Raw genomic sequence first — 18,699 nt, 5'->3', positions numbered from 1 at the left:
CCTCAATACCCTCCAAAGTTCCGGCTGAAAGATTGGAGAAGTCCCCTCCCCGGCCGGCCTGGAAATTGTCGTAGGCCTGCGTAAACTAGAAAGTAGTCGAACACCTGTTCTAGTCGACGAAAAAGGGGGTGTGGACATGAGTCGACGACGCAAGCAGTCACGTACTCCGAAACGCTGGCGCGATGCCGACCTCACACCCCTGGGTTTGGGACCCGTACCGGACGGCCTGTCTGATCATGACGCTGATGTGGCGGCGATCAATCAACTGGTCGCGACGTGTGAGGGTGAGTCGTATCTGGTGTGGCGACGTCTGAACGCGGTCGCCGACCTCCTCGAACGACGCGCCCCTGTCGATCCAGCAACCGCCAAGGACTCGGTCGAGTTCACCCGCCTGTGCGACCCGCGTACGAAACTGGTCACCAGTATCGCCACCACTTTGGCGGTCAGTACGTATCTGGCGGAGAAGCTGGTGACCGAGGGCGAAGCCCTACGCCACCGCCTGCCGCAGACCGGAGTGTTGTTGCGGGACGGGGTCTTGAGTCCGCGAGCATTCTCTGCGGTGGTGTTCGAAACCACCGCCGTCATCGACCCAGGTCTGATGGTGCAGATCGATCACCGGATCGCCGACGAACTCACCGCCTCCGGCATACGCACCGTGACCACCGTCGCCGATCTGGCACGCCGGATCGTCGCCGACGTCGACACCGAAGCAGCCCGCGCCGAACGCGAAGCAGCCAAGAAGAACGCCGGAGTGGCGAGTTACCCGATCCGCAGTGGGATGGCGGTCCTGGAAATCACCGACACCGCCGAACGGGTCGCGGTCATGGACGCCGCGATCACCGCCGCATCCCAGAAGACCGACGAGACGGACACCCGCAGCAGTGGCCGCCGCCGCGCCGACGCCACCTTCGACTTGTTGACCGGGGACGGCACTGGTCCCGGTTCCCGGATCGTCGTCAACGTCATCACCGACGGATCCACGCTTGAGGGCGGTGATAAGCCCGGGCACCTCGACGGCCACGGAACGATCTCTGCCGATCATGTGCGCGACATCGCGTCGACGCCCGGCACCGTCGTGCGGCCTCTGGACTTGACCACGCTGGCCGACCACACTGCGCAGGCGGCGGATCCGTATCGGCCTACTGCCCTGTTGGACACGGTGGTGCGTGGCTTGTTCGGAACCTGCACCTGGCCGGGTTGTTCACGCCCCGCTCACCGTTGCCAGCTCGATCACGTCACCGAATACAACCACCAGAACCCTGATGCGGGTGGTGCGACGTGTTGGTGCAATCTCAACCCGAAGTGCGTGTTCCACCACCAGATCAAAACCTTCGCCGACGGGTTTCTCGATGATCAGGTCATCGACGCGAACGGTCAGATCTGGACTGAAGTCACCACTCCCGAGGGATTCGTCTCCCGGACCCGGGCAGCCAACACCTGGCTACTACCCGACCTCGGGTTGATCCCGTGCCGGCATGGACCGCCCCAGGATCTCCTTTCGACAAGCTCAAGGAGCGGGTCAACAGACCCAGCGAACGGGACTGCACCACAACGCTCCTCGAGCACACCGCAACGCCCCTTGAGCGTGCGGTGCCCTGAGCATGCGTGGCGGAGCTTGCTCCGACACGCGGTCGAAGGGTCGAAAGGAGCCGAACCCACACGCACCCGTACCCGCACGGAGGCCAAACACGCCTACCGGCTGCAGCTGCGCGCCCAGAACCGGCAGGCTCGCTTCGAGAGGCTCAACGAGCGGACTATCGAGCCGGCGACTCGCACGGCATTCGCCGATGACGGACCGCCACCGTACTGACTCGGCAGATCTCGGCTCACCAGGAGCGTGCCTCCTGCATGGACAGGACGAAACCGTGCTCGCCGGACGGCGTGTTGCAGGTCATGCCGTCCTCGCGGGACGTGCACGTGTAGCCGTTCGCGGTGATCGTGTAGCCGTACGGCAACGGCTTACGTTCCGGGGATGCGAACACGCCCTGGTTGAAGCAGGACGGCGTCACCTTCTCGCCGTCCAGATAGAAGCCCCGCGTCAGCGAGTCCACCGGATTCATGTCATTGCCCCGGCAGTCGGCACCCGCCGGAATCGGCGCCTTCTCCGCCTGACACCCCGCCGAATACTGTCCCGCACCCAGACGGCACCAGACGTTGCCGGACGGCGACACGAACGCCACATCCCCCTGATATCCGTCCGAGCGGAAATCGTCCGGATTCGCGTTCGTCAACTGCGAACCCTTCGGGGGACCCGGCGCCGTCGAGGCACCCGAACCGGCGCTACCGCTGTCCGACGGCGCCCCGGGGGCCGGCGACGCGGACTCGGTGACCGTCACCGTGCTCGGCGACGCCGCCGGATCGCTGTTCCCGCAGCCGGCGATCAGGATCGGCGACGCCAGCAGAGCGGCCGCCGCGATCGACTTCTTCATGGATCACTTCCTCGCTCCCCACCCGGAACGCAACGTACGCCGCCGCCGCCCCGGCGCAGTTCGCGACCGGATCGAGACCGAGATGAACCCGGGTACCCGGCAGATCCGACTAACGTCGCGGGAGAACACCGTGAACACCGAACGGAGGCCGGGATGTCGCGCGACGACGCCGAGATGATCCGGGTGGTCGGCGCCCGCACCCACAACCTGAAGAACGTCTCCGTCGACATCCCGAAGAAGTCGCTCACCGTCGTCACCGGAGTGTCCGGCTCGGGCAAGTCGTCGCTCGTTCTCGACACGGTCGCAGCCCAGGCGCAGCGTCTCGTCAACGACGCCTACCCGACGTTCGTCCGCAGCCGCCTGCCCCAGTACCCGGCACCCGACATCGACTCGATCTCCGGACTCACGTTCACCGCCCTCATCGACCAGCGGCGCTTCACCGGCAACGCCCGCTCCACCGTCGCCACCGCCGCCGACCTCGCCCCGTTGATCCGCCTCGTCTTCTCACGCATCGGCGAACCCAACGCCGGCTATTCGCCCGCCTACTCGTTCAACGACCCCTCCGGCATGTGTCCCCGCTGTGAAGGCCTCGGCACCGTCGTCGACATCGACGTCGACACACTCATCGACCTCGACAAGTCCATCAACGAAGGCCCCGTCAACTTCAGTCAGTTCCGGCCCCAGGTGTACCGCTGGAAGCGTTTCGCCTACTGCGGACTCTTCGACCGTGACATGAAGCTCCGCGACTACACGCCCGAGCAGATGGACCAGTTCCTCTACGCCGACCAGATGAAGCTCCCCGACCCCGACCCGGAATTCCCGAAGACCGCGAAGTTCGACGGCGTCATCACCCGTATGCGGGACGTCTACATCAAGAACCGGCCCGCCACCATGTCGGCCGAGGTGACCGCCGAGCTCGACGCCGTCACCGACTCCGGGGTGTGTCCCGAATGCGATGGCGCCCGCGTCAACGCCGCCGCCCGGGCCAGCCGGATCGACGGCCGTAACATCGCCGACTGGAACGCGCTGTCCGTCTCACACCTGCGTGAACTGGTCGCCGGCCTCGACGACGCCCGCGTCGCGCCGGCCGTCGACGGCATCCTCGCCACCCTGGACTCCCTGCTGTCGGTCGGACTCGGCTACCTCACCCTGGACCGCGAATCGTCGACGCTGTCGGGCGGTGAAGCCCAGCGCGTCAAGATCGTCCGGCATCTCGGCAGCGCACTCACCGACACCACCTACGTGTTCGACGAACCGTCCACCGGCCTGCACCCGGCCGACGTCGAACGCCTCAACCGTCTGCTGCAGCGTCTGCGCGACGACGGCAACACGATCCTGGTGGTCGAACACCACCCGCAGGTGATCCGGGTGGCCGACCACATCATCGACATCGGGCCGGGCGCCGGCACAGCCGGCGGCACCGTCCAGTTCGAGGGCACCCCGTCGCAGCTCCGCGACGCCGGCACCGTCACCGGGCGCCTCCTCTCCCAGCCCCTCCGGTTCGCCGCCCGTCTTCGCGAGCCCGCCGGACACGTCACGATCAGGAACGCGACCGCCCACAATCTGACCGGCTTCGACGTCGACATCCCACTCGGCACCCTGACCGCGGTCACCGGTGTCGCCGGATCCGGCAAGAGTTCACTCGCGACCGTCGAACTCCCCCGGCAGTATCCCGGCTTCACGGTGATCGGCCAGGATCCGCTGCGCGGCGGAGTGCGGTCCACCGCGCTGTCGCTGATGGGCGTGGCCAATGCGGTGCGGCAGGTGTTCGCCGACGCCTCCGGTCTCGCGCCCGCCTGGTTCAGCTTCAACTCGAAGGGCGCCTGCCCCACCTGCCGCGGCAAGGGCTACATCACCACCGAACTGGCCTTCCTCGACGACGTGTCCACCCCCTGCGACGACTGCGGGGGCGCCCGCTTCAACGAGACCGCGCTCGGTGTCACCGTGAGCGGAAAGACCATCGCCGACGTGCTGGATTCGGGTCCGTCGGCGACCGCCGACCTGTTCGCCGGCCGGCCCGACATCGCCGGCGCCATGACCTGGCTGTCGCGCACCGGACTGGACTATCTGTCGGTCGGGCAGTCCGTCGACACGCTGTCCGGCGGCGAGAAGCAGCGCCTGCTCCTGGCCCGACACCTGCACCGCGCCGGTGACCTGTCGCAGGAGCGGATCGTCCTCGACGAGCCCACCACCGGCCTGCACCCGTCCGACGTCGACCGGCTCAACCGGTTGTTCGCCGATCTGGTGGACGGCGGCGCCACCCTCGTGGTGGTGGAACACAATCTGCGGGTGGTCGCTCTGGCCGACACCGTCATCGACATCGGTCCCGGTGCCGGCGACGAAGGTGGCCGTCTGCTGTTCACGGGTCCGCCGGCCGATCTGGCCGATCAGGAGGACTCGGCGACGGGCCGCGCTCTCGCCATCTACCGCGGCTGAGTGAACATCTGTACACTCAATCGCATGTCGAACAGTTCCGACGTGCGCCGACGCGAGGTCCGTGCACTCTCCGAGCTCGGTCTGACCGAGCTCGGCAAAGCCACCGACGGCGTGCACCGCACCCACCGCGCCGTCTCCGACCGGATCTTCGGCGTCGTGCGCCGCGGCATCGGTCCGGCCGTCGCACCGGTGAAGGCGGCGCACGACATCATCGCCGACGGCGTCTACCGCACGGTGTCCGAGTCGACGCGCGCCGCCGGTCGGGTCGGTGGCCGGTTCGCCGATCTGCCAATGTCGTCCGCGCCCTCGTCCACCACCGGCGGAGCGAACCTCATCGCCTTCGTCAACGGCCTCATCGGCGACGAACTGGACGCCACCCGCTCGCCGCTCACCGACGACGGCATGACCATCCGGGTCGCCGGCGAGCCCGTCGACCTCTCCTCCGACGGGCTGGCCGAGGCCTTCCCGCAGGCCACCGGCCGCGTCGCGCTCTACCTGCACGGCCTGGTCGAAACCGAGCACGCCTGGCGTTTCGGTCAGAGTGCGTCGACGCCGTATGAGCACGTGCTGTCGCTGCGTGGCGTCACCAACGTCTTCCTGCGCTACAACACCGGGCGGCACATCTCGACGAACGGCGCCGATCTCGCCGAACTGATCGACGACCTCGTCCGCTTCTGGCCGGTGCCGGTCGACGAACTGATCCTGATCGGGCACTCGATGGGCGGCCTGGTCGCCCGCAGCGCGGTGCATCACGGCTACGAGGCGTGGCAGCAGTGGGTTCCGCAGGTCCGCACCATCGTCACCCTCGGCACGCCGCATCTCGGCGCCCCCTTGGAGGGTCTGGCGCACCGGGCCAGTGCCGCCCTCGCCGCCGTCCCCGAAACCGAGGCCTTCGGCCGGCTGCTGCGCCGTCGCTCCGGCGGGATCCGCGACCTGCGGGCGGGCTCCCTCGTCGACCAGGACTGGACCGGGCGTGACCCCGACGACCTGGCCGCGGCACTCGCCACCGAGGTTCCGCTCCTGCCGGGCATCGATCACTACTTCGTGTCGGCCACCGTCACCCGCAACCCCGGCAATCCGCTCAGCCGGGTGATCGGCGACGGCCTGGTGCTGCACCAGAGCGCCGCCGGCGAGAGCTCCACCCGGACCATCGGATTCGATCCCGCCAACGGACTGCACCTCGGGCGCGCCCATCACTTCACCCTGCTCAACGATCCGCGCGTCGCCGACCGGCTGGCACACTGGGTCGGGTGATCCAGACACTCACCGACCCGGCTCAGGCCGAGGCCGTCGCCGACGTCGCGGCGATCACCTTCCCGCTGGCCTGTCCGCCGCACTCCAGGCCGGAGAACATCGCCGCGCACATCGCGACGGAACTGTCACCGGACCGCTTCGCCGCCTGGATCGCCGCCGACGACCACGACGTTCTGGTCGCCCGTGACGGCGACGCCCTGATCGGCTACACCCTCATCGTCTACGGTCTGCCCGCCGACCCGGATGTGGCGGCGGTCGTGCCCGCCGACGGCGTCGCCGAGATCTCCAAGATGTACGTGCTGCCCGATCATCACGGCGCCGGCGTCTCCCACCGCCTGATGGAGGCCGCTCTCGACGCGGCCCGGCGCCACGGCGCGACCACGGCCTGGCTCGGGGTGAACGACGAGAACGACCGTGCGGTCGCCTACTACCGGAAGATGGGCTTCGAGATCGTCGGCGACAAGAGTTTCGACATGAACGGGGTCATCGAGCACGACCACGTCATGGCGCGCTCGCTCTAAGAGGCGGTCTCGGCGAAGCGGGACAGCGCCAGCAGACGCGACGTGGCACGAAGGTACTTCTTGCGGTAGCCGCCGGCCACCATCTCGGGTGTGAAGACCTCGTCGAGTTTGGCGCCGGACACGACCACCGGGATGCCGGCGTCGTACAGGCGGTCCGCGAGCGCCACCAGGCGCAGCGCGACGGCCTGATCGCCGGCCGGGTGCAGATCGCTGATGCAGACCAGCTGCACACCGTCGATCAGGGCTTTGTACTTCGACGGGTGCAGCGAGGCGAGCTTGGCGCTGAGCTCGTCGAAGGTGTCCAGGGTGGCACCCGGGGTGCTTTCCGCAGTCGCCAGCAGCTCGGCCTCCGACTCGGGTTCGGGGGCGGGCGGAAGATCGCGGTGCCGGTAGTCGGGACCGTCGACACGGATGGTCTCGAAGATCGACGACAGCTTCTGGATCTCGCGCAGGAAGTCCTGGGCGGCGAAGCGGCCCTCGCCCAGCTGACCCGGCAGGGTGTTGGACGTCGCCACGATCGAGACGCCCCGGGCACTCAGCTCGGTCAGCAGACGCGACACCACCATCGTGTCGCCCGGATCGTCGAGCTCGAACTCGTCGATGCACAGCACGCTGTGATTGCTCAGCCGGTCCAGTGCCTCGGTGTACCCGAGCGCGCCGACGAGGTTGGTGAGCTCACCGAAGGTGGCGAACGCCTTGGGGTCGGGCATGGCGTGGTAGATGGACGCCAGCAGGTGCGTCTTGCCGACGCCGAAGCCGCCGTCGAGGTAGAGGCCGACGCCGTGCACCGGCGCGGCTTTGCGGAACAGTCCCTTCTTGCCACCGGACCGCACCTTGGAGGCCCGCTCCACGAAGTCCCGGCAGGCGGCGACCGCGGCGGCCTGGCTCGGTTCGTTGGGATCCGGGATGTAGGTGTCGAAGCTGACGTCGTCGAACGTCGGCGGAGGGACCATCTCGCCGATCAGTGCGTCCGGAGAGATCACGGGATTCCGGTCGGAGAGTCGTTCCACCATGTGCGAAGGATATCCGGACCGGTCACACTGGACTGATGTTCCTCCTGCAGAAAGCGACCCAGGTCACAGCCGCCGCCCCGGTGCCCGAATCCCCAGGCCACGACGATGCGGCGCTGACCGAGTGGCTGGCCGGGCAGTACGCACCGGCCGGGCCGCGACCGGCGGAACGTCCCCGGGTCCGGGTGAACTTCGTCGCCAGCATCGACGGATCCGCCACGGCCGCAGGACGATCCGGCGGCCTGGCGGGTGACGGCGACCGCCTTCTGTTCGGGGTCCTCCGGTCGCTCGCCGACGTCATCCTGGTCGGTGCCAGCACTGCGGTGACCGAGGGCTACCGGGTGCCGAAGCCGAATCGGCGCGGCGACACCCCGTTGCTGATCCTCGCTTCACGCTCGCTCGACATCCCCCCGGACTACGACACCGTCACCCGTCCGGGCGTGGTCGTCGCGACCTGCACGAGCGCACCCGCCGATCGCCGGGAACGGCTGACCGCGGCCGGTGCGACGCTCCTGGACTGCGGTTCGGACATAGTGGAGATGCGCCGGCTGCTCGGCGAACTCGGCGACCGCGGCCACGACGACGTCCTCTGCGAGGGCGGACCGCGCCTGTTCGCCGATCTGCTCGCCGAGAACGTGGTCGACGAGTTGGCCCTCACTCTCAGCCCTCGCCTGGTGGGCGGCGACGGCCCTCGGATCGCGCACGGCACCGCGGTCCCGGGCGCTCCGCTCGGGGCGACGTGCCGGCACCTCATCGGCGACGACGAAGGCTTCCTCTACTTCCTGTGGGACTGCGCGCACCCGGGTCGGTAGGCTCGCGGACATGCCCCTGCCCCGCTCCCGTGCCGCGCTCGCGCTCGCCGCGGCCGGTGTACTCGCACTGACGGGCTGCACCGCCGGACCCGACGTCGGACCGGGCATCGTCCGTGGCGACAACCCGGGCGGCGGCACCTCGAAGACACAGCTTCCCGGGATCGCCGCACCGCAGCACGACCTCAAGTACTCCTCGTGCGGCAGCAAGCTCTCCGGCTACGGCGTCGACGTGCCCTCCGCGGTCAAGGTCGCCTGCGCCCGGCTGTCGGTTCCGGTCGACCCGAAGGATCAGGGCGGCGACGACCTGCGTCTGGGCATCGTGAAGGTCTCCACCTCCGCGACCCCGTCCGCGGCGGCCCCGATCGTCCTGGTCACCGGCAGCGACCTTCCGGCGTCCCGCCTGGCGCTGCTCTTCGCCGACGACCAGATCCGCCCCCTGGTCGACCGGCACCCGATCGTCGCCGTCGACCGCCGCGGCATCGGCCTCTCGGCGCCGGTCGACTGTCTCACCAAGGACCAGCGCACCACCCTCACCAACGATGCCGCCTCGGGTGATCGCGACGTCCAGGACCGGGTGACCGCCCTCGCCGCATCGGCCCGGCAGGGTGCCGACATCTGCAACGACACGCTCGAACCGAACCAGCTCGAGTACTCGGTGTCGGCGGCGGCCGCCGATCTGGAGACCCTGCGGACGACGTGGGGTGTCGACCGGCTGGCTCTGCTCGGCGTCGGCAGCGGATCGTCGGTGGCGCTCGCCTATCAGGCGGCGCACCCCGATCAGGTGGGGCGCCTGATCCTGGATTCCCCCGTCGGATTCAACACCCAGGCCACCGACGCCGCCCAGGCCCGCGCGGACGGCCTGCAGAACACCCTCGCCGCCTTCGCATCCCGCTGTTCGGCGGCCGGCTGCTCCCTGGGCGCCGACGGGATCGCCATGATCGGGCGGGTGGTGCAGGCCGGCGCCGCCGGCACCCTGCCCGGCCTCTCGGACACCGCGATCCTGACCGCGGTCACCACCGCGCTGGCGGTCGGCGACACCGGCACCGCGGGACTGAAGAAGCTGGCCGACGCCATCAGCAAGGCCGACGGCGGTGATGCCGGACCGCTGCGCGCACTCGCCGACACCGGCCGCGACCTCCGCGCCTCCGACGGCCAGCTCGTGTCGGCGTGCAACGACCTCGTCGGCCGGCCCGGCCTGGACGAGCTGCCGTCCATGGCGAAGGACTGGTCGAAGGACGCCCCGATCACCGCGACCGGCGCGGCACTCGGCCTGGCACGCTGCGACGGCTGGGGTGTGGCCGACGCCGCCACGGCGCCCACCGGCTTCCCGGTGGCACCGCTGGTGTTCGTCGGCGCCGACGACCCCGTGAACGGTGCGAAGGCGGCGGAAGGTCTCACCCCGCTGCTGATCACCGCCGGCGCGAACGCGAACACCGTCAGTTGGGACGGCCTCGGCTACTCGGTGGTGGCGCACAGCGACTGCGCCGTCCGCACCGTCGTCGAATACCTGGGCAGCGAGCCGCTCTCCGGCGCTGGTGAGCGGGTATGTCCTTCCTGATCGGCGACACCCGGTGTAGTACGGTGCGCGGGTGAACGTTTCGATCGGGTCGACCCTGTTCCCGCGCCTGGACACCAGCCGCATCCTGCGGTCCATGCTGTGGCCGATCGCCGTGATGCTGATGTTCCAGCGCACGGTGATCCTGGCGATCAACGGGGCCCGCACCGACGACTTCGTGCCGGTCTACAACGCGTCGTACAACTTCCTGAACCGGTTGCCGCTGTACGCGGAGAACTACACGACCGTCGACCCGCACTATCTGTATCCGCCGTCGGGCGCCCTCCTGATGGGCCCCCTCGCGCTGCTGAACCCCGATCACGCGCGCTGGCTGTTCCTGGCGGCCAGCGTCATCGCCCTGATCGCGTCGGCGTACCTGCTGTGCCGCCTGTTCGGGCAGGGCGCCGGCACCTGGCTGTTCCCGACCATCCTGGTGTTCTTCTTCCTCACCGAATCGGTGACGAACACGCTCGTCTTCGCGAACTTCAATGCCTTCGTTCTCCTCGGCCTCGTCGCGTTCATGCTGCTCATGCGCGCACACCGCGACTTGTGGGCCGGTGTCATGATCGGCCTGACCTTGTGCGTCAAGCCGGTGCTGGCCCCGCTGCTGCTGCTTCCCCTCCTCAACCGGCAGCCGAAGATCCTGATCACCGCCATCGGCGTGCCCGTCGTGCTCAACGCCGTCGCCTGGCCGCTGGTGACCGATCCGATGGACTTCATCCAACGCACCGCGCCGTACATCTTCGAATCGCGCGACTACTACAACAGCTCCATCACCGGACTCGGCGCCTACTTCGGTGTCGCCGGCTGGCTGATCCTGCTGCTGCGCATCGCCTTCCTGGCGATGGCGGTCTTCTCGCTCTGGTTCCTGTACCGCTACTACCGCGAGCGCGACGACCTGCTGTGGCTGACCACCTCGTCCGGTGTCCTCCTGACCACTCTGTGGCTGGTCGGTTCACTCGGTCAGGGCTACTACTCGATGCTGCTGTTCCCGATGGTCCTGACGGTGCTGCGTCCGGGATCGGTGGTCCGCAACTGGCCGGCCTGGCTCGCGCTCTACGGCTGCCTCACCTTCGACTCGTTCACCTCCAAGCGCTGGGAGCCTCTCGGCCGCTGGCTCGACTACTCGAAGGTCACGTTCGGCTGGTCGCTGCTGATGGTCGTCGTCTTCTGCGTCCTGCTGTTCCGCTGGCTCGACCTGCGGGCCGCGAATCTCGCCGGCCAGGGGCCGTCGGAGAGCAGCACGGTGCCCGACGTCACGAACGCGGCTACCGTGGAGGGATGACCTCCACCGACCGCGACTATCCCGCCGATCCGGGCGCGCTGACCGACGCCGACTGGCGTGAGCGACTGTCGGCCGCCGAGTTCCGGGTGCTCCGGCGTGCGGGCACCGAGGCGCCGTTCACCGGTGAATACACCGACACCACCACCCCGGGTATCTACCGGTGCCGTGCCTGCGGCACGGAACTGTTCCGCAGCGACAGCAAGTTCGCGTCGCACTGCGGCTGGCCGTCGTTCTTCACGCCGCTCGCCGGCGACTCGGTGATCGAACGCGTCGACGACTCGCTCGGCATGCGCCGCGTCGAAGTGCTCTGCGCGAACTGCCACAGCCATCTGGGGCACGTCTTCGCCGGCGAGGGCTACGACACCCCCACCGACCTGCGGTACTGCATCAACTCGGTGTGCCTGGACCTCGATCAGGGGTCCGGCGACGCCTGAACGTCAGGGCAGCGTCTGCACCAGTGCGGCCGGGGCCACCCGCGGCCCGGTGAAGAACGGGATCTCCACCCGCACGTGGTAGCGCGCCTCGGTAGCGCGCAGGTCACGCATCAGATCCACGATCCGGTACAGCTCGGGCGCCTCGAACGCCAGCAGCCATTCGTAGTCGCCGAGGGCGAAGGCGGGCACCGTGTTGGCGCGCACGTCCTTGTACCCGCGGGCCGCCTTGCCGTGATCGGCGAGCATCTTGCGGCGGTCTTCGTCGGGCAGCAGGTACCACTCGTAGGACCGCACGAACGGGTAGACGCAGACGTAGGCGCCCGGTTCCTCACCGGCCAGGAACGCCGGAATGTGCGCCTTGTTGAACTCGGCGGGCCGGTGCAGGGCCGAGGCGCTCCACACCGGATCGCTCGTCTTGCCGAGCGTCGTGGTGCGCCGGAACGACGAGTAGGCGTCCTGCAGCTGCTCGATGGTCTCCGCGTGCCACCAGATCATGAAGTCGGCGTCTCCACGCATACCGGCCACGTCGTAGACGCCGCGGACCACCACACCCTTGTCGGCCAGACCGTCGAAGAACTTCTCGGTGTCGGCGGCGATGATCGTCCGGTCCTCGGGGAGTTCCCCGGCACGGACCTTGAAGACCGAGAACATCAGGTAGCGGATGGTGGCGTTGAGTTCGTCGTAGTCCAAGCGAGCCATGACCCCATCCTGCCACCGGCGCGGATTCAGGCTCCGGTCAGGCCGCCTGCCACCGCATCGGCCGCAGACCGCGCGGCGCGGATGCAGGCGGGGACGCCGACGCCGCCGAGTGCGGCACCGGCCAGACCGATGCCCCGCGGCAGGGCGGCGACGGCCTCGGCCATCGCCGTCAGATGGCCGGGACCGTAGTGCGGGATGCCGCGCGGCCAGCGCTGCACCGCCACGTCGGCGACCGCCGGCGCGGCCAGCCCGACGGCGGCGAAGAAGCGTTCCAGGTCGGCTGTCGCGCGGTCGATGAGCGTTCGGTCGTCCACCGTCACCGGATCGCCCAGACGCCCGAACGACACCCGCAGCGCCGGAGAACCGGACGCGTCCAGATGCGGCCATTTCCGGGTCGACAGGGTAACCGCCTTCGAGAAGGTGTCGGCGTCGCTCGCGACCAGGATGCCCGAATGCTCGGGCTGCGGACTGCCGGGTTCCAGAACGCAGGCCACGACCGCCGAACCGGCGGGCTCCACCGCTTCCAGCAGCGCCGACGACTCCGGCGCGATCACCGACAGCAGTGGTGCGGCGTTCCACGGCGGCACGGCCACGACGACGGCGTCGTAGCGCGCCGACCGGTGTCCGGTGTCCACGGTGTAGCCGGCGCCGTCCGGGGTGATTCCGGTGACCGGTGCGTCGAGGAGGACGGTCGCGCCGCCGGCCGATACGAGCGCGTCGACGAGTCGCCGGTAGCCGCCGCGGAGCGTGCCGAACACGGGACCGGTGGCCTTGGGCGCCGACGTCAGGGAACCGACGGCGGCGGTGAGCGACGGCGCGCCGTCGTCGAGGGCCACGGCCAGGGCCGGGACGGTCTCGGCGAGGCCCAGGTCGTCGGCCAGGGCCGAATACACACCGCCGAGCATCGGGTCGACGCTGCGCGCCACCACACCGTCGCCGAAGCGATCCCGCACGAGCGCACCCACCGAGACGGGTGCGCCGGGTGCCCAGTCCAGCGGGCGACGGGCCTCGGCCTCGATCGCCGCGCGTTCGTCGTCATCGATCAGATCGCCCAGTGACCCGGCCGTGGCGGGGATGCCCATCACCGCCGGGGCGGGAACGGCGTGCAGCCGGCCCTGGGACCAGATCGCCGGGCGGAGCGGACCCGGGGAGACCACCTCGCCGGACAGGCCGAGTTGCGCGACCAGCTCGACGGCTTCCGGGCGGCGCACGATGAAGGCCTCGGCACCGACGTCGAACGGCTGCCCGCCGATCGTCCGCGTGCACAGCAGGCCGCCGGGGCGTTCCGACGACTCGTAGACGTCGATCCCGGCGTGGGCGCCGAGACGGCGCCGGAGTTCGTGTGCCGCGGTCAGTCCGGAGACTCCGCCGCCGACGACGGCGACCTTCACAGTGTGTGGATCAGTTCCACCGCACGCGTGATGGCGTCCGGGTCGGTGTTCGGCAGCACCCCGTGGCCGAGGTTGAGGATGTGACCGCGGGCTCCGGCATCGACGGCGCGCTCGCCTTCCCGGATGATCCGCGTGAGCTCCCGCTCGATCACCGCGTCGCCGGCGAACAGCACCGTGGGGTCGAGGTTGCCCTGGACCGCGACGTCTCGGCCGCCGGCACCGCAGCCGACGCGCTGCGCGGCCACGTCCAGCGGCACGCGCCAGTCGACGCCGATCACATCGGGTCCGACGCGGGTCATGGCGGCGAGCAGTTCGCCGGTGCCCACCCCGAAGTGGATGCGCGGGATCCCGCAGCCGGCGATCTCGGCCATCACCCGCGACGAGTGGGGTGCCACGTACGTCTCGTAGGTGGCTTCGCTCAACGCTCCGGCCCAGGAGTCGAACAGTTGGACCGCATCGACGCCGGCTTCGATCTGCGCCTTCAGGAAGGTGATGGTGATGTCGGTGAGCGATCCCATCAGGCGGTGCCACAGCTCGGGCTCCGCCAGCATTATGGTCTTGGTTCGCTCGTAGTTGCGGCTCGGTCCGCCCTCGATGAGGTAGGACGCGAGGGTGAACGGCGCACCGGCGAAACCGATGAGCGCCTTGGCTGCGGGCAGTTCGTCCACCAGCAGACCGACCGCCGACGCGATGGCGCCGACCGACGCGGGATCGAGTCGGGGCATGGCCGCGACCTGCTCGGCGGTGCGGATCGGGTCGGCGATCACCGGACCGGTACCGGGCACGATGTCCAGGTCGATGCCGGCGGCGCGCAGCGGCACCACGATGTCCGAGTACAGGATGGCGGCGTCCATGTCGTGCCGGCGGACCGGCTGCATGGTGATCTCGCAGACCAGTTCGGGGTCGAAGCAGCACTCCAGCATGCCGCGGCCGGCCCGCGCCTCGTGGTACTCGGGCAGTGACCGGCCGGCCTGCCGCATGAACCACACCGGACGTCGCGACGGGACCTGCCCGGTCGCGGCGGCGATCAACGGCATCTCCGCCGACGACCGACGGGTACCGACCACCGAAGAACTCATACCCCAACTCTGCCATGTCCCGGATCGTCCGCTTCGGCGCGCCTGCGTGATCGAGCGCCACCTGTTGCCTACTGTGACGCATGTGACTACTGGAGCACAGACGGAACCCGACGAGTTCCGCGAAGCGGTGCAGTCCCTGCACCGAGCCGTGGTGCGACCGGAGATCGAGGTCGGATCGATCCGCCCGCCCCAGCGCCTGGCCCCCTACAGCTATGCGCTCGGCGTCGAGGTGGCCCCGCCCGATGCCGACGCGGCGATCGTGCCGACCGACTCCTCGGGCAGCGCGTTCGGACGACTGGTCCTGCTCTACGACCCCTCCGGTCAGGACGCCTGGAACGGCATGTTCCGCCTCGTCGCGTTCATCCAGGCCGAAGTGGAAGCCGAGCTGGCGACCGATCCCATGCTGCCGCAGGTCGCCTGGAGCTGGCTGTCCGAGGCGCTCGGCGTACCGGAGGGGGCGACCGAGTCGCTGCCGCCGCTCGGCAGCGACGTTCCCGCGGTCGTCGCCCTCGGCGGCACCGTCACCTCCACGACCTCCGTCCGGTACGGCGACATCGCCGGTCCCCCGCAGGCGCACCAGCTGGAACTGCGTGCCTCGTGGACGGCCGCGAGCTCCGATCTCGCCGGTCACCTGGAGGCGTTCTGCGAGGTCCTGTCCAACGCGGCGGGCCTGCCCCCGGCCGGCGTCGCCACCCTCGGCCGTCCCTCCGCCCAGTGAGCGAGCCCGCACCGCTCACCGCACCGGCCGACGGCGTCCCCGAGGTCATCGATTCGCCGCAGCAGTTCGCCGACGCTGCCCGCCGTCTGACCGCCGGAACCGGGCCGATCGCCGTCGACACCGAGCGTGCCAGCGGCTACCGCTACTCGCAGCGTGCCTACCTGATTCAGCTCAAGCGGACCGGATCGGGCAGTTTCCTGATCGATCCCATCGAACATCCGGACGCGCTCGCCCCGGTGATCGAGGCGCTCGACGGACCCCAATGGATCCTGCACGCCGCCGACCAGGACCTTCCCTGCCTCACCGAGCTGGGTTTCGTCTGCCGCGATCTGTTCGACACCGAATTGGCCGGACGACTCCTCGGTATCCCCAAGGTCAACCTTGCGGCGATGGTCGCCGAGTTCCTGAACCTGGGCCTGGCGAAGGGGCACGGCGCCGCCGACTGGTCTCACCGGCCGCTGCCCGACGACTGGCTGAACTACGCCGCCCTGGACGTCGAAGTGCTGATCGAGCTCCGTGACGCGGTCGCCGCCGCTCTCGCCGACCGGGAGCGCACCGAGTGGGCGGCCCAGGAGTTCGACTACGTCCTGCACCGTCCGCCGGCCCCGCCGAAGACCGACCGCTGGCGCCGGACCTCCAACATCCACACGCTGCGCGATCCGCGTCAGCTCGCGATCGTGCGGGAACTCTGCACGGCCCGCGAGCAGGTCGCCGAGCGCCGGGACGTGGCACCCGGCCGGGTGCTGCCCGACTCGGCGATCATCACCGCGGCCACCGCCTCCCCCGTCGACGAGGCCGCCCTGACCCGGCTGCCGGTGTTCGGCGGACCGCGGCAGCGACGTCAGGCCACGACCTGGATGAAGGCGATCGCCCGCGCCCAGGCGCTCGACGAGAAGGACCTGCCGCCGCGGAAGGCCGCGTCGGTCGGACCCCCGCCGATCAACCGCTGGGACCAGCGCAATCCGCCGGCCGCACGCCGTGCACACGAAGTCCGGCCCGCGATCAAGGAGATCGCCGATCGGGAAGGTCTGCCGGCCGAGAACCTCCTCGCCCCGGACGTGGTGCGCGAGCTGTGCTGGACCGGCCTGAGTCCGGCCGATCCCGGCGCCGTGGACGCCTGGCTGGCCGACCATGCGGCCCGGCCGTGGCAGCGGTCGTTGACCGCGGAGGCTATCGCCGAGGCTCTGCGAGCCGCGGATCAGCCGCAATCGTCTTGACCAGCTGATCGGGCGTCAGACCGAAGTCACCCAGCAGTTCGTCGCGTGACGAGTGCTGCACGAACTGCTGCGGCACGCCGAGCCGGCGTACCGGGACGTCGACGGCCGACGCCGACAGCGCTTCGGCGACCGCACCGCCGACGCCGCCGTGCACCGCGCCATCCTCGAGCGTCACGACCAGACGGTGGTCTCCGGCCAGTTGCACGATCGAGTCGGGCACCGGCAGCACCCAGCGCGGATCGATCACGGTCGCGCGGATGCCCTCGTCGACGAGCCCGGCCGCCGCGTCGATGCCGGCCTGCGCGAAGGCACCGACGGCCACGATCAGTACATCGGCCGGCCCGTCCGGACGGACCAGCACGTCCACACTGTCGACCAGACGATCGACGGCCGGAATGTCCTGCGGCACCTCGCCCTTGGAGAAGCGCACGGCGGTCGGCCCGTCCGCGATGCGCAACGCCTCGCCGAGCTCCTCGCGGACGCGGATGGCGTCCCGCGGCGCGGCCACCCGCATGCCCGGAACGATCGACATCAGTTCGAGATCCCACATCCCGTGGTGGCTGGGGCCGTCCGGGCCGGTCAGACCCGACCGGTCCAGCACCACGGTGACCGGGAGTTTCAGGAGCGCCACATCCATCAGGAGCTGGTCGAAGGCGCGATTGAGGAAGGTCGAGTAGATGGCCACCACCGGATGCATCCCGCCCAGGGCGAGGCCGGCAGCGGAGGTCATCGCATGCTGTTCGGCGATGCCGACGTCGTACATCCGGTCGGGGAAACGCTCACCGAACGCCGACAGTCCGGTCGGTCCCGGCATGGCCGCGGTGATGGCGACGATGTCCTCGCGCCGGGCCGCCTCGTCGCAGAGGGCCTCGGAGAACACCGAGGTCCAGTCTTCGGCGGACACCGCGTGGGCCATGCCGGTCGCGGTGTCCATCTTGCCGGTGGCGTGCATCTTCTCGGCGTGATCGTTCTCCGCCGGCGCGTACCCCATGCCCTTGCGGGTCACGGTGTGGACGATCACCGGACCACCGAACGCCTTGGCCTGCCCGAACGCCTCCTCGAGAGCGTCCAGGTCGTGGCCGTCGACCGGGCCGACGTACTTGATGCCGAGGTCGGAGAACATGGCCTGGGGTGCGACGAGATCCTTCACACCGCTCTTGAGTCCGTGCAGCACCGCGAACACGGGGTCGCCGATCACCGGCACGGAGCGCAGCAGCTTGCGGCCGCCGTCGAGCACCTTCTCGTAGCCGGGCTGCAGACGCAGCGCCGACAGATGACGGGCCAGACCGCCGATGGTCGGCGCGTACGAGCGGCCGTTGTCGTTGACCACCACGACCACCGGCCGGTGCGACGCCGCGATGTTGTTGAGCGCCTCCCAGCACATGCCGCCGGTCAAGGCGCCGTCCCCGACCACGGCCACGACGGTGCGGTCCTCGCCCCGCAGCTCGAAGGCCTTGGACAGGCCGTCCGCGTTGGAGAGCGCGGCCGAGGCGTGCGACGACTCGATCCAGTCGTGCGGGCTCTCGTGACGGTCCTGATAGCCGGTGAGGCCGCCGCGCTGGCGCAGGGTGTCGAAGCCGTTCTTGCGGCCGGTGACGATCTTGTGGACGTAGCACTGGTGCCCGGTGTCGAAGAGGATCGGGTCGGTGGGCGAATCGAACACGCGATGCAGGGCGAGGGTCAGTTCCACGACGCCCAGGTTCGGGCCGAGGTGACCGCCGGTCGCCGCGACCTTCTCGATCAGGAAGCGGCGGATCTCGGTGGCGAGTTCGGCGAGCTCGGCCGAGTCGAGGGCACGCACGTCAGCCGGTGAATCCACCCGATCAAGCACACCCATGTCCGTGCACTCTCCTCTACTT

At 69.6% G+C, this 18,699-nt stretch carries 16 protein-coding genes; 10 read left to right on the top strand and 6 right to left on the bottom strand.

The annotated features are described in order from the left end of the window. Positions 1 to 136 precede the first annotated feature (136 nt). Complete coding sequence (locus QM774_RS03760; protein WP_414974609.1) at positions 137 to 1,810, top strand: DUF222 domain-containing protein; 1,674 nt, start codon at positions 137 to 139, stop codon at positions 1,808 to 1,810. Positions 1,811 to 1,826: 16 nt separating this feature from the next. Here QM774_RS03760 and QM774_RS03755 read toward each other — a convergent pair whose 3' ends face one another. Next, positions 1,827 to 2,429 (bottom strand): DUF6636 domain-containing protein, encoded by a 603-nt coding sequence (locus QM774_RS03755; RefSeq protein ID WP_414974608.1) that lies wholly within the window; start codon positions 2,427 to 2,429, stop codon positions 1,827 to 1,829. A 153-nt stretch (positions 2,430 to 2,582) separates the two neighbouring features. Here QM774_RS03755 and QM774_RS03750 point away from each other — a divergent pair, with 153 nt between their 5' ends. The 3 genes from QM774_RS03750 to QM774_RS03740 are packed head-to-tail and all read left to right on the top strand — an operon-like array spanning position 2,583 to position 6,640. After that, positions 2,583 to 4,865, top strand: coding sequence for an excinuclease ABC subunit UvrA (locus tag QM774_RS03750; protein ID WP_414974607.1), 2,283 nt, complete (start codon positions 2,583 to 2,585; stop codon positions 4,863 to 4,865). Between the two features lie 24 nt (positions 4,866 to 4,889). After that, a complete protein-coding gene (locus tag QM774_RS03745; RefSeq protein ID WP_414974606.1) occupies positions 4,890 to 6,119 on the top strand; it encodes an esterase/lipase family protein in 1,230 nt (409 codons plus the stop codon). After that, positions 6,116 to 6,640 carry a GNAT family N-acetyltransferase gene (locus QM774_RS03740; RefSeq protein WP_414974605.1) on the top strand — a complete coding sequence of 175 codons (525 nt, stop codon included), beginning with the start codon at positions 6,116 to 6,118 and terminating at the stop codon, positions 6,638 to 6,640. Before QM774_RS03745 ends, QM774_RS03740 begins: the two co-directional genes overlap by 4 nt. On the opposite strand, the gene zapE is transcribed toward QM774_RS03740, so the two are convergent. Next, a complete protein-coding gene (zapE, locus tag QM774_RS03735) occupies positions 6,637 to 7,653 on the bottom strand; it encodes a cell division protein ZapE (protein ID WP_414974604.1) in 1,017 nt (338 codons plus the stop codon). The genes QM774_RS03740 and zapE overlap by 4 nt on opposite strands. A 35-nt stretch (positions 7,654 to 7,688) precedes the next feature. On the opposite strand from zapE, the gene QM774_RS03730 reads away from it, so the two are divergent. From QM774_RS03730 to msrB, 4 genes are all read left to right on the top strand, one after another. Then, entirely contained in the window at positions 7,689 to 8,462 is a 774-nt protein-coding gene (locus QM774_RS03730) for a dihydrofolate reductase family protein (protein WP_414974603.1), read from the top strand. A 10-nt stretch (positions 8,463 to 8,472) separates the two neighbouring features. Next, complete coding sequence (locus QM774_RS03725) at positions 8,473 to 10,020, top strand: alpha/beta fold hydrolase (protein ID WP_414974602.1); 1,548 nt, start codon at positions 8,473 to 8,475, stop codon at positions 10,018 to 10,020. 94 nt (positions 10,021 to 10,114) lie between these two features. After that, positions 10,115 to 11,302, top strand: a complete 1,188-nt coding sequence (locus tag QM774_RS03720; protein WP_414976581.1) for a glycosyltransferase family 87 protein — start codon at positions 10,115 to 10,117, stop codon at positions 11,300 to 11,302. Next, positions 11,299 to 11,736, top strand: a complete 438-nt coding sequence (msrB, locus tag QM774_RS03715) for a peptide-methionine (R)-S-oxide reductase MsrB (protein WP_414974601.1) — start codon at positions 11,299 to 11,301, stop codon at positions 11,734 to 11,736. Before QM774_RS03720 ends, msrB begins: the two co-directional genes overlap by 4 nt. Before the next feature lie 3 nt (positions 11,737 to 11,739). Here msrB and hemQ read toward each other — a convergent pair whose 3' ends face one another. The 3 genes from hemQ to hemE are packed head-to-tail and all read right to left on the bottom strand — an operon-like array spanning position 11,740 to position 14,863. Next, on the bottom strand, positions 11,740 to 12,435 hold the full coding sequence (hemQ, locus tag QM774_RS03710; RefSeq protein WP_414974600.1) for a hydrogen peroxide-dependent heme synthase: 696 nt from the start codon (positions 12,433 to 12,435) through the stop codon (positions 11,740 to 11,742). A gap of 26 nt (positions 12,436 to 12,461) precedes the next feature. Next, the gene (gene hemG / locus QM774_RS03705) at positions 12,462 to 13,826 is read right to left on the bottom strand and encodes a protoporphyrinogen oxidase (RefSeq protein WP_414974599.1); all 1,365 of its coding nucleotides are present in this window, start codon (positions 13,824 to 13,826) and stop codon (positions 12,462 to 12,464) included. Further along, a complete protein-coding gene (hemE, locus tag QM774_RS03700; protein WP_414976580.1) occupies positions 13,823 to 14,863 on the bottom strand; it encodes a uroporphyrinogen decarboxylase in 1,041 nt (346 codons plus the stop codon). Before hemE ends, hemG begins: the two co-directional genes overlap by 4 nt. 124 nt (positions 14,864 to 14,987) lie before the next feature. Here hemE and QM774_RS03695 point away from each other — a divergent pair, with 124 nt between their 5' ends. Both QM774_RS03695 and QM774_RS03690 read left to right on the top strand, forming a co-directional pair. After that, a complete protein-coding gene (locus tag QM774_RS03695; RefSeq protein ID WP_414974598.1) occupies positions 14,988 to 15,623 on the top strand; it encodes a DUF3000 domain-containing protein in 636 nt (211 codons plus the stop codon). Next, on the top strand, positions 15,620 to 16,840 hold the full coding sequence (locus tag QM774_RS03690) for an HRDC domain-containing protein (protein ID WP_414974597.1): 1,221 nt from the start codon (positions 15,620 to 15,622) through the stop codon (positions 16,838 to 16,840). The genes QM774_RS03695 and QM774_RS03690 overlap by 4 nt, the downstream gene beginning before the upstream one ends. Here the strand turns inward: QM774_RS03690 and dxs are convergent. Continuing rightward, positions 16,794 to 18,677, bottom strand: coding sequence for a 1-deoxy-D-xylulose-5-phosphate synthase (gene dxs, locus QM774_RS03685; protein WP_414974596.1), 1,884 nt, complete (start codon positions 18,675 to 18,677; stop codon positions 16,794 to 16,796). The genes QM774_RS03690 and dxs overlap by 47 nt on opposite strands. Between the last annotated feature and the right edge of the window lie 22 nt (positions 18,678 to 18,699).

Origin of the sequence: Gordonia sp. (in: high G+C Gram-positive bacteria), from assembly GCF_047600565.1 — a bacterium.
GTDB lineage: Bacteria > Actinomycetota > Actinomycetes > Mycobacteriales > Mycobacteriaceae > Gordonia.
This window is presented reverse-complemented; position numbering and strand designations above follow the sequence as displayed.

Bases quoted from the DNA above. Each gene is read 5' to 3' on its own strand.
- QM774_RS03760 (WP_414974609.1), top strand. From the start codon at position 137: ATGAGTCGACGACGCAAGCAGTCACGTACTCCGAAACGCTGGCGCGAT.
- QM774_RS03755 (WP_414974608.1), bottom strand. From the start codon at position 2,429: ATGAAGAAGTCGATCGCGGCGGCCGCTCTGCTGGCGTCGCCGATCCTG.
- QM774_RS03750 (WP_414974607.1), top strand. From the start codon at position 2,583: ATGTCGCGCGACGACGCCGAGATGATCCGGGTGGTCGGCGCCCGCACC.
- QM774_RS03745 (WP_414974606.1), top strand. From the start codon at position 4,890: ATGTCGAACAGTTCCGACGTGCGCCGACGCGAGGTCCGTGCACTCTCC.
- zapE (WP_414974604.1), bottom strand. From the start codon at position 7,653: ATGGTGGAACGACTCTCCGACCGGAATCCCGTGATCTCTCCGGACGCA.
- QM774_RS03730 (WP_414974603.1), top strand. From the start codon at position 7,689: ATGTTCCTCCTGCAGAAAGCGACCCAGGTCACAGCCGCCGCCCCGGTG.
- QM774_RS03725 (WP_414974602.1), top strand. From the start codon at position 8,473: ATGCCCCTGCCCCGCTCCCGTGCCGCGCTCGCGCTCGCCGCGGCCGGT.
- QM774_RS03720 (WP_414976581.1), top strand. From the start codon at position 10,115: ATGCTGTGGCCGATCGCCGTGATGCTGATGTTCCAGCGCACGGTGATC.
- msrB (WP_414974601.1), top strand. From the start codon at position 11,299: ATGACCTCCACCGACCGCGACTATCCCGCCGATCCGGGCGCGCTGACC.
- hemQ (WP_414974600.1), bottom strand. From the start codon at position 12,435: ATGGCTCGCTTGGACTACGACGAACTCAACGCCACCATCCGCTACCTG.
- hemE (WP_414976580.1), bottom strand. From the start codon at position 14,863: ATGCCGTTGATCGCCGCCGCGACCGGGCAGGTCCCGTCGCGACGTCCG.
- dxs (WP_414974596.1), bottom strand. From the start codon at position 18,677: ATGGGTGTGCTTGATCGGGTGGATTCACCGGCTGACGTGCGTGCCCTC.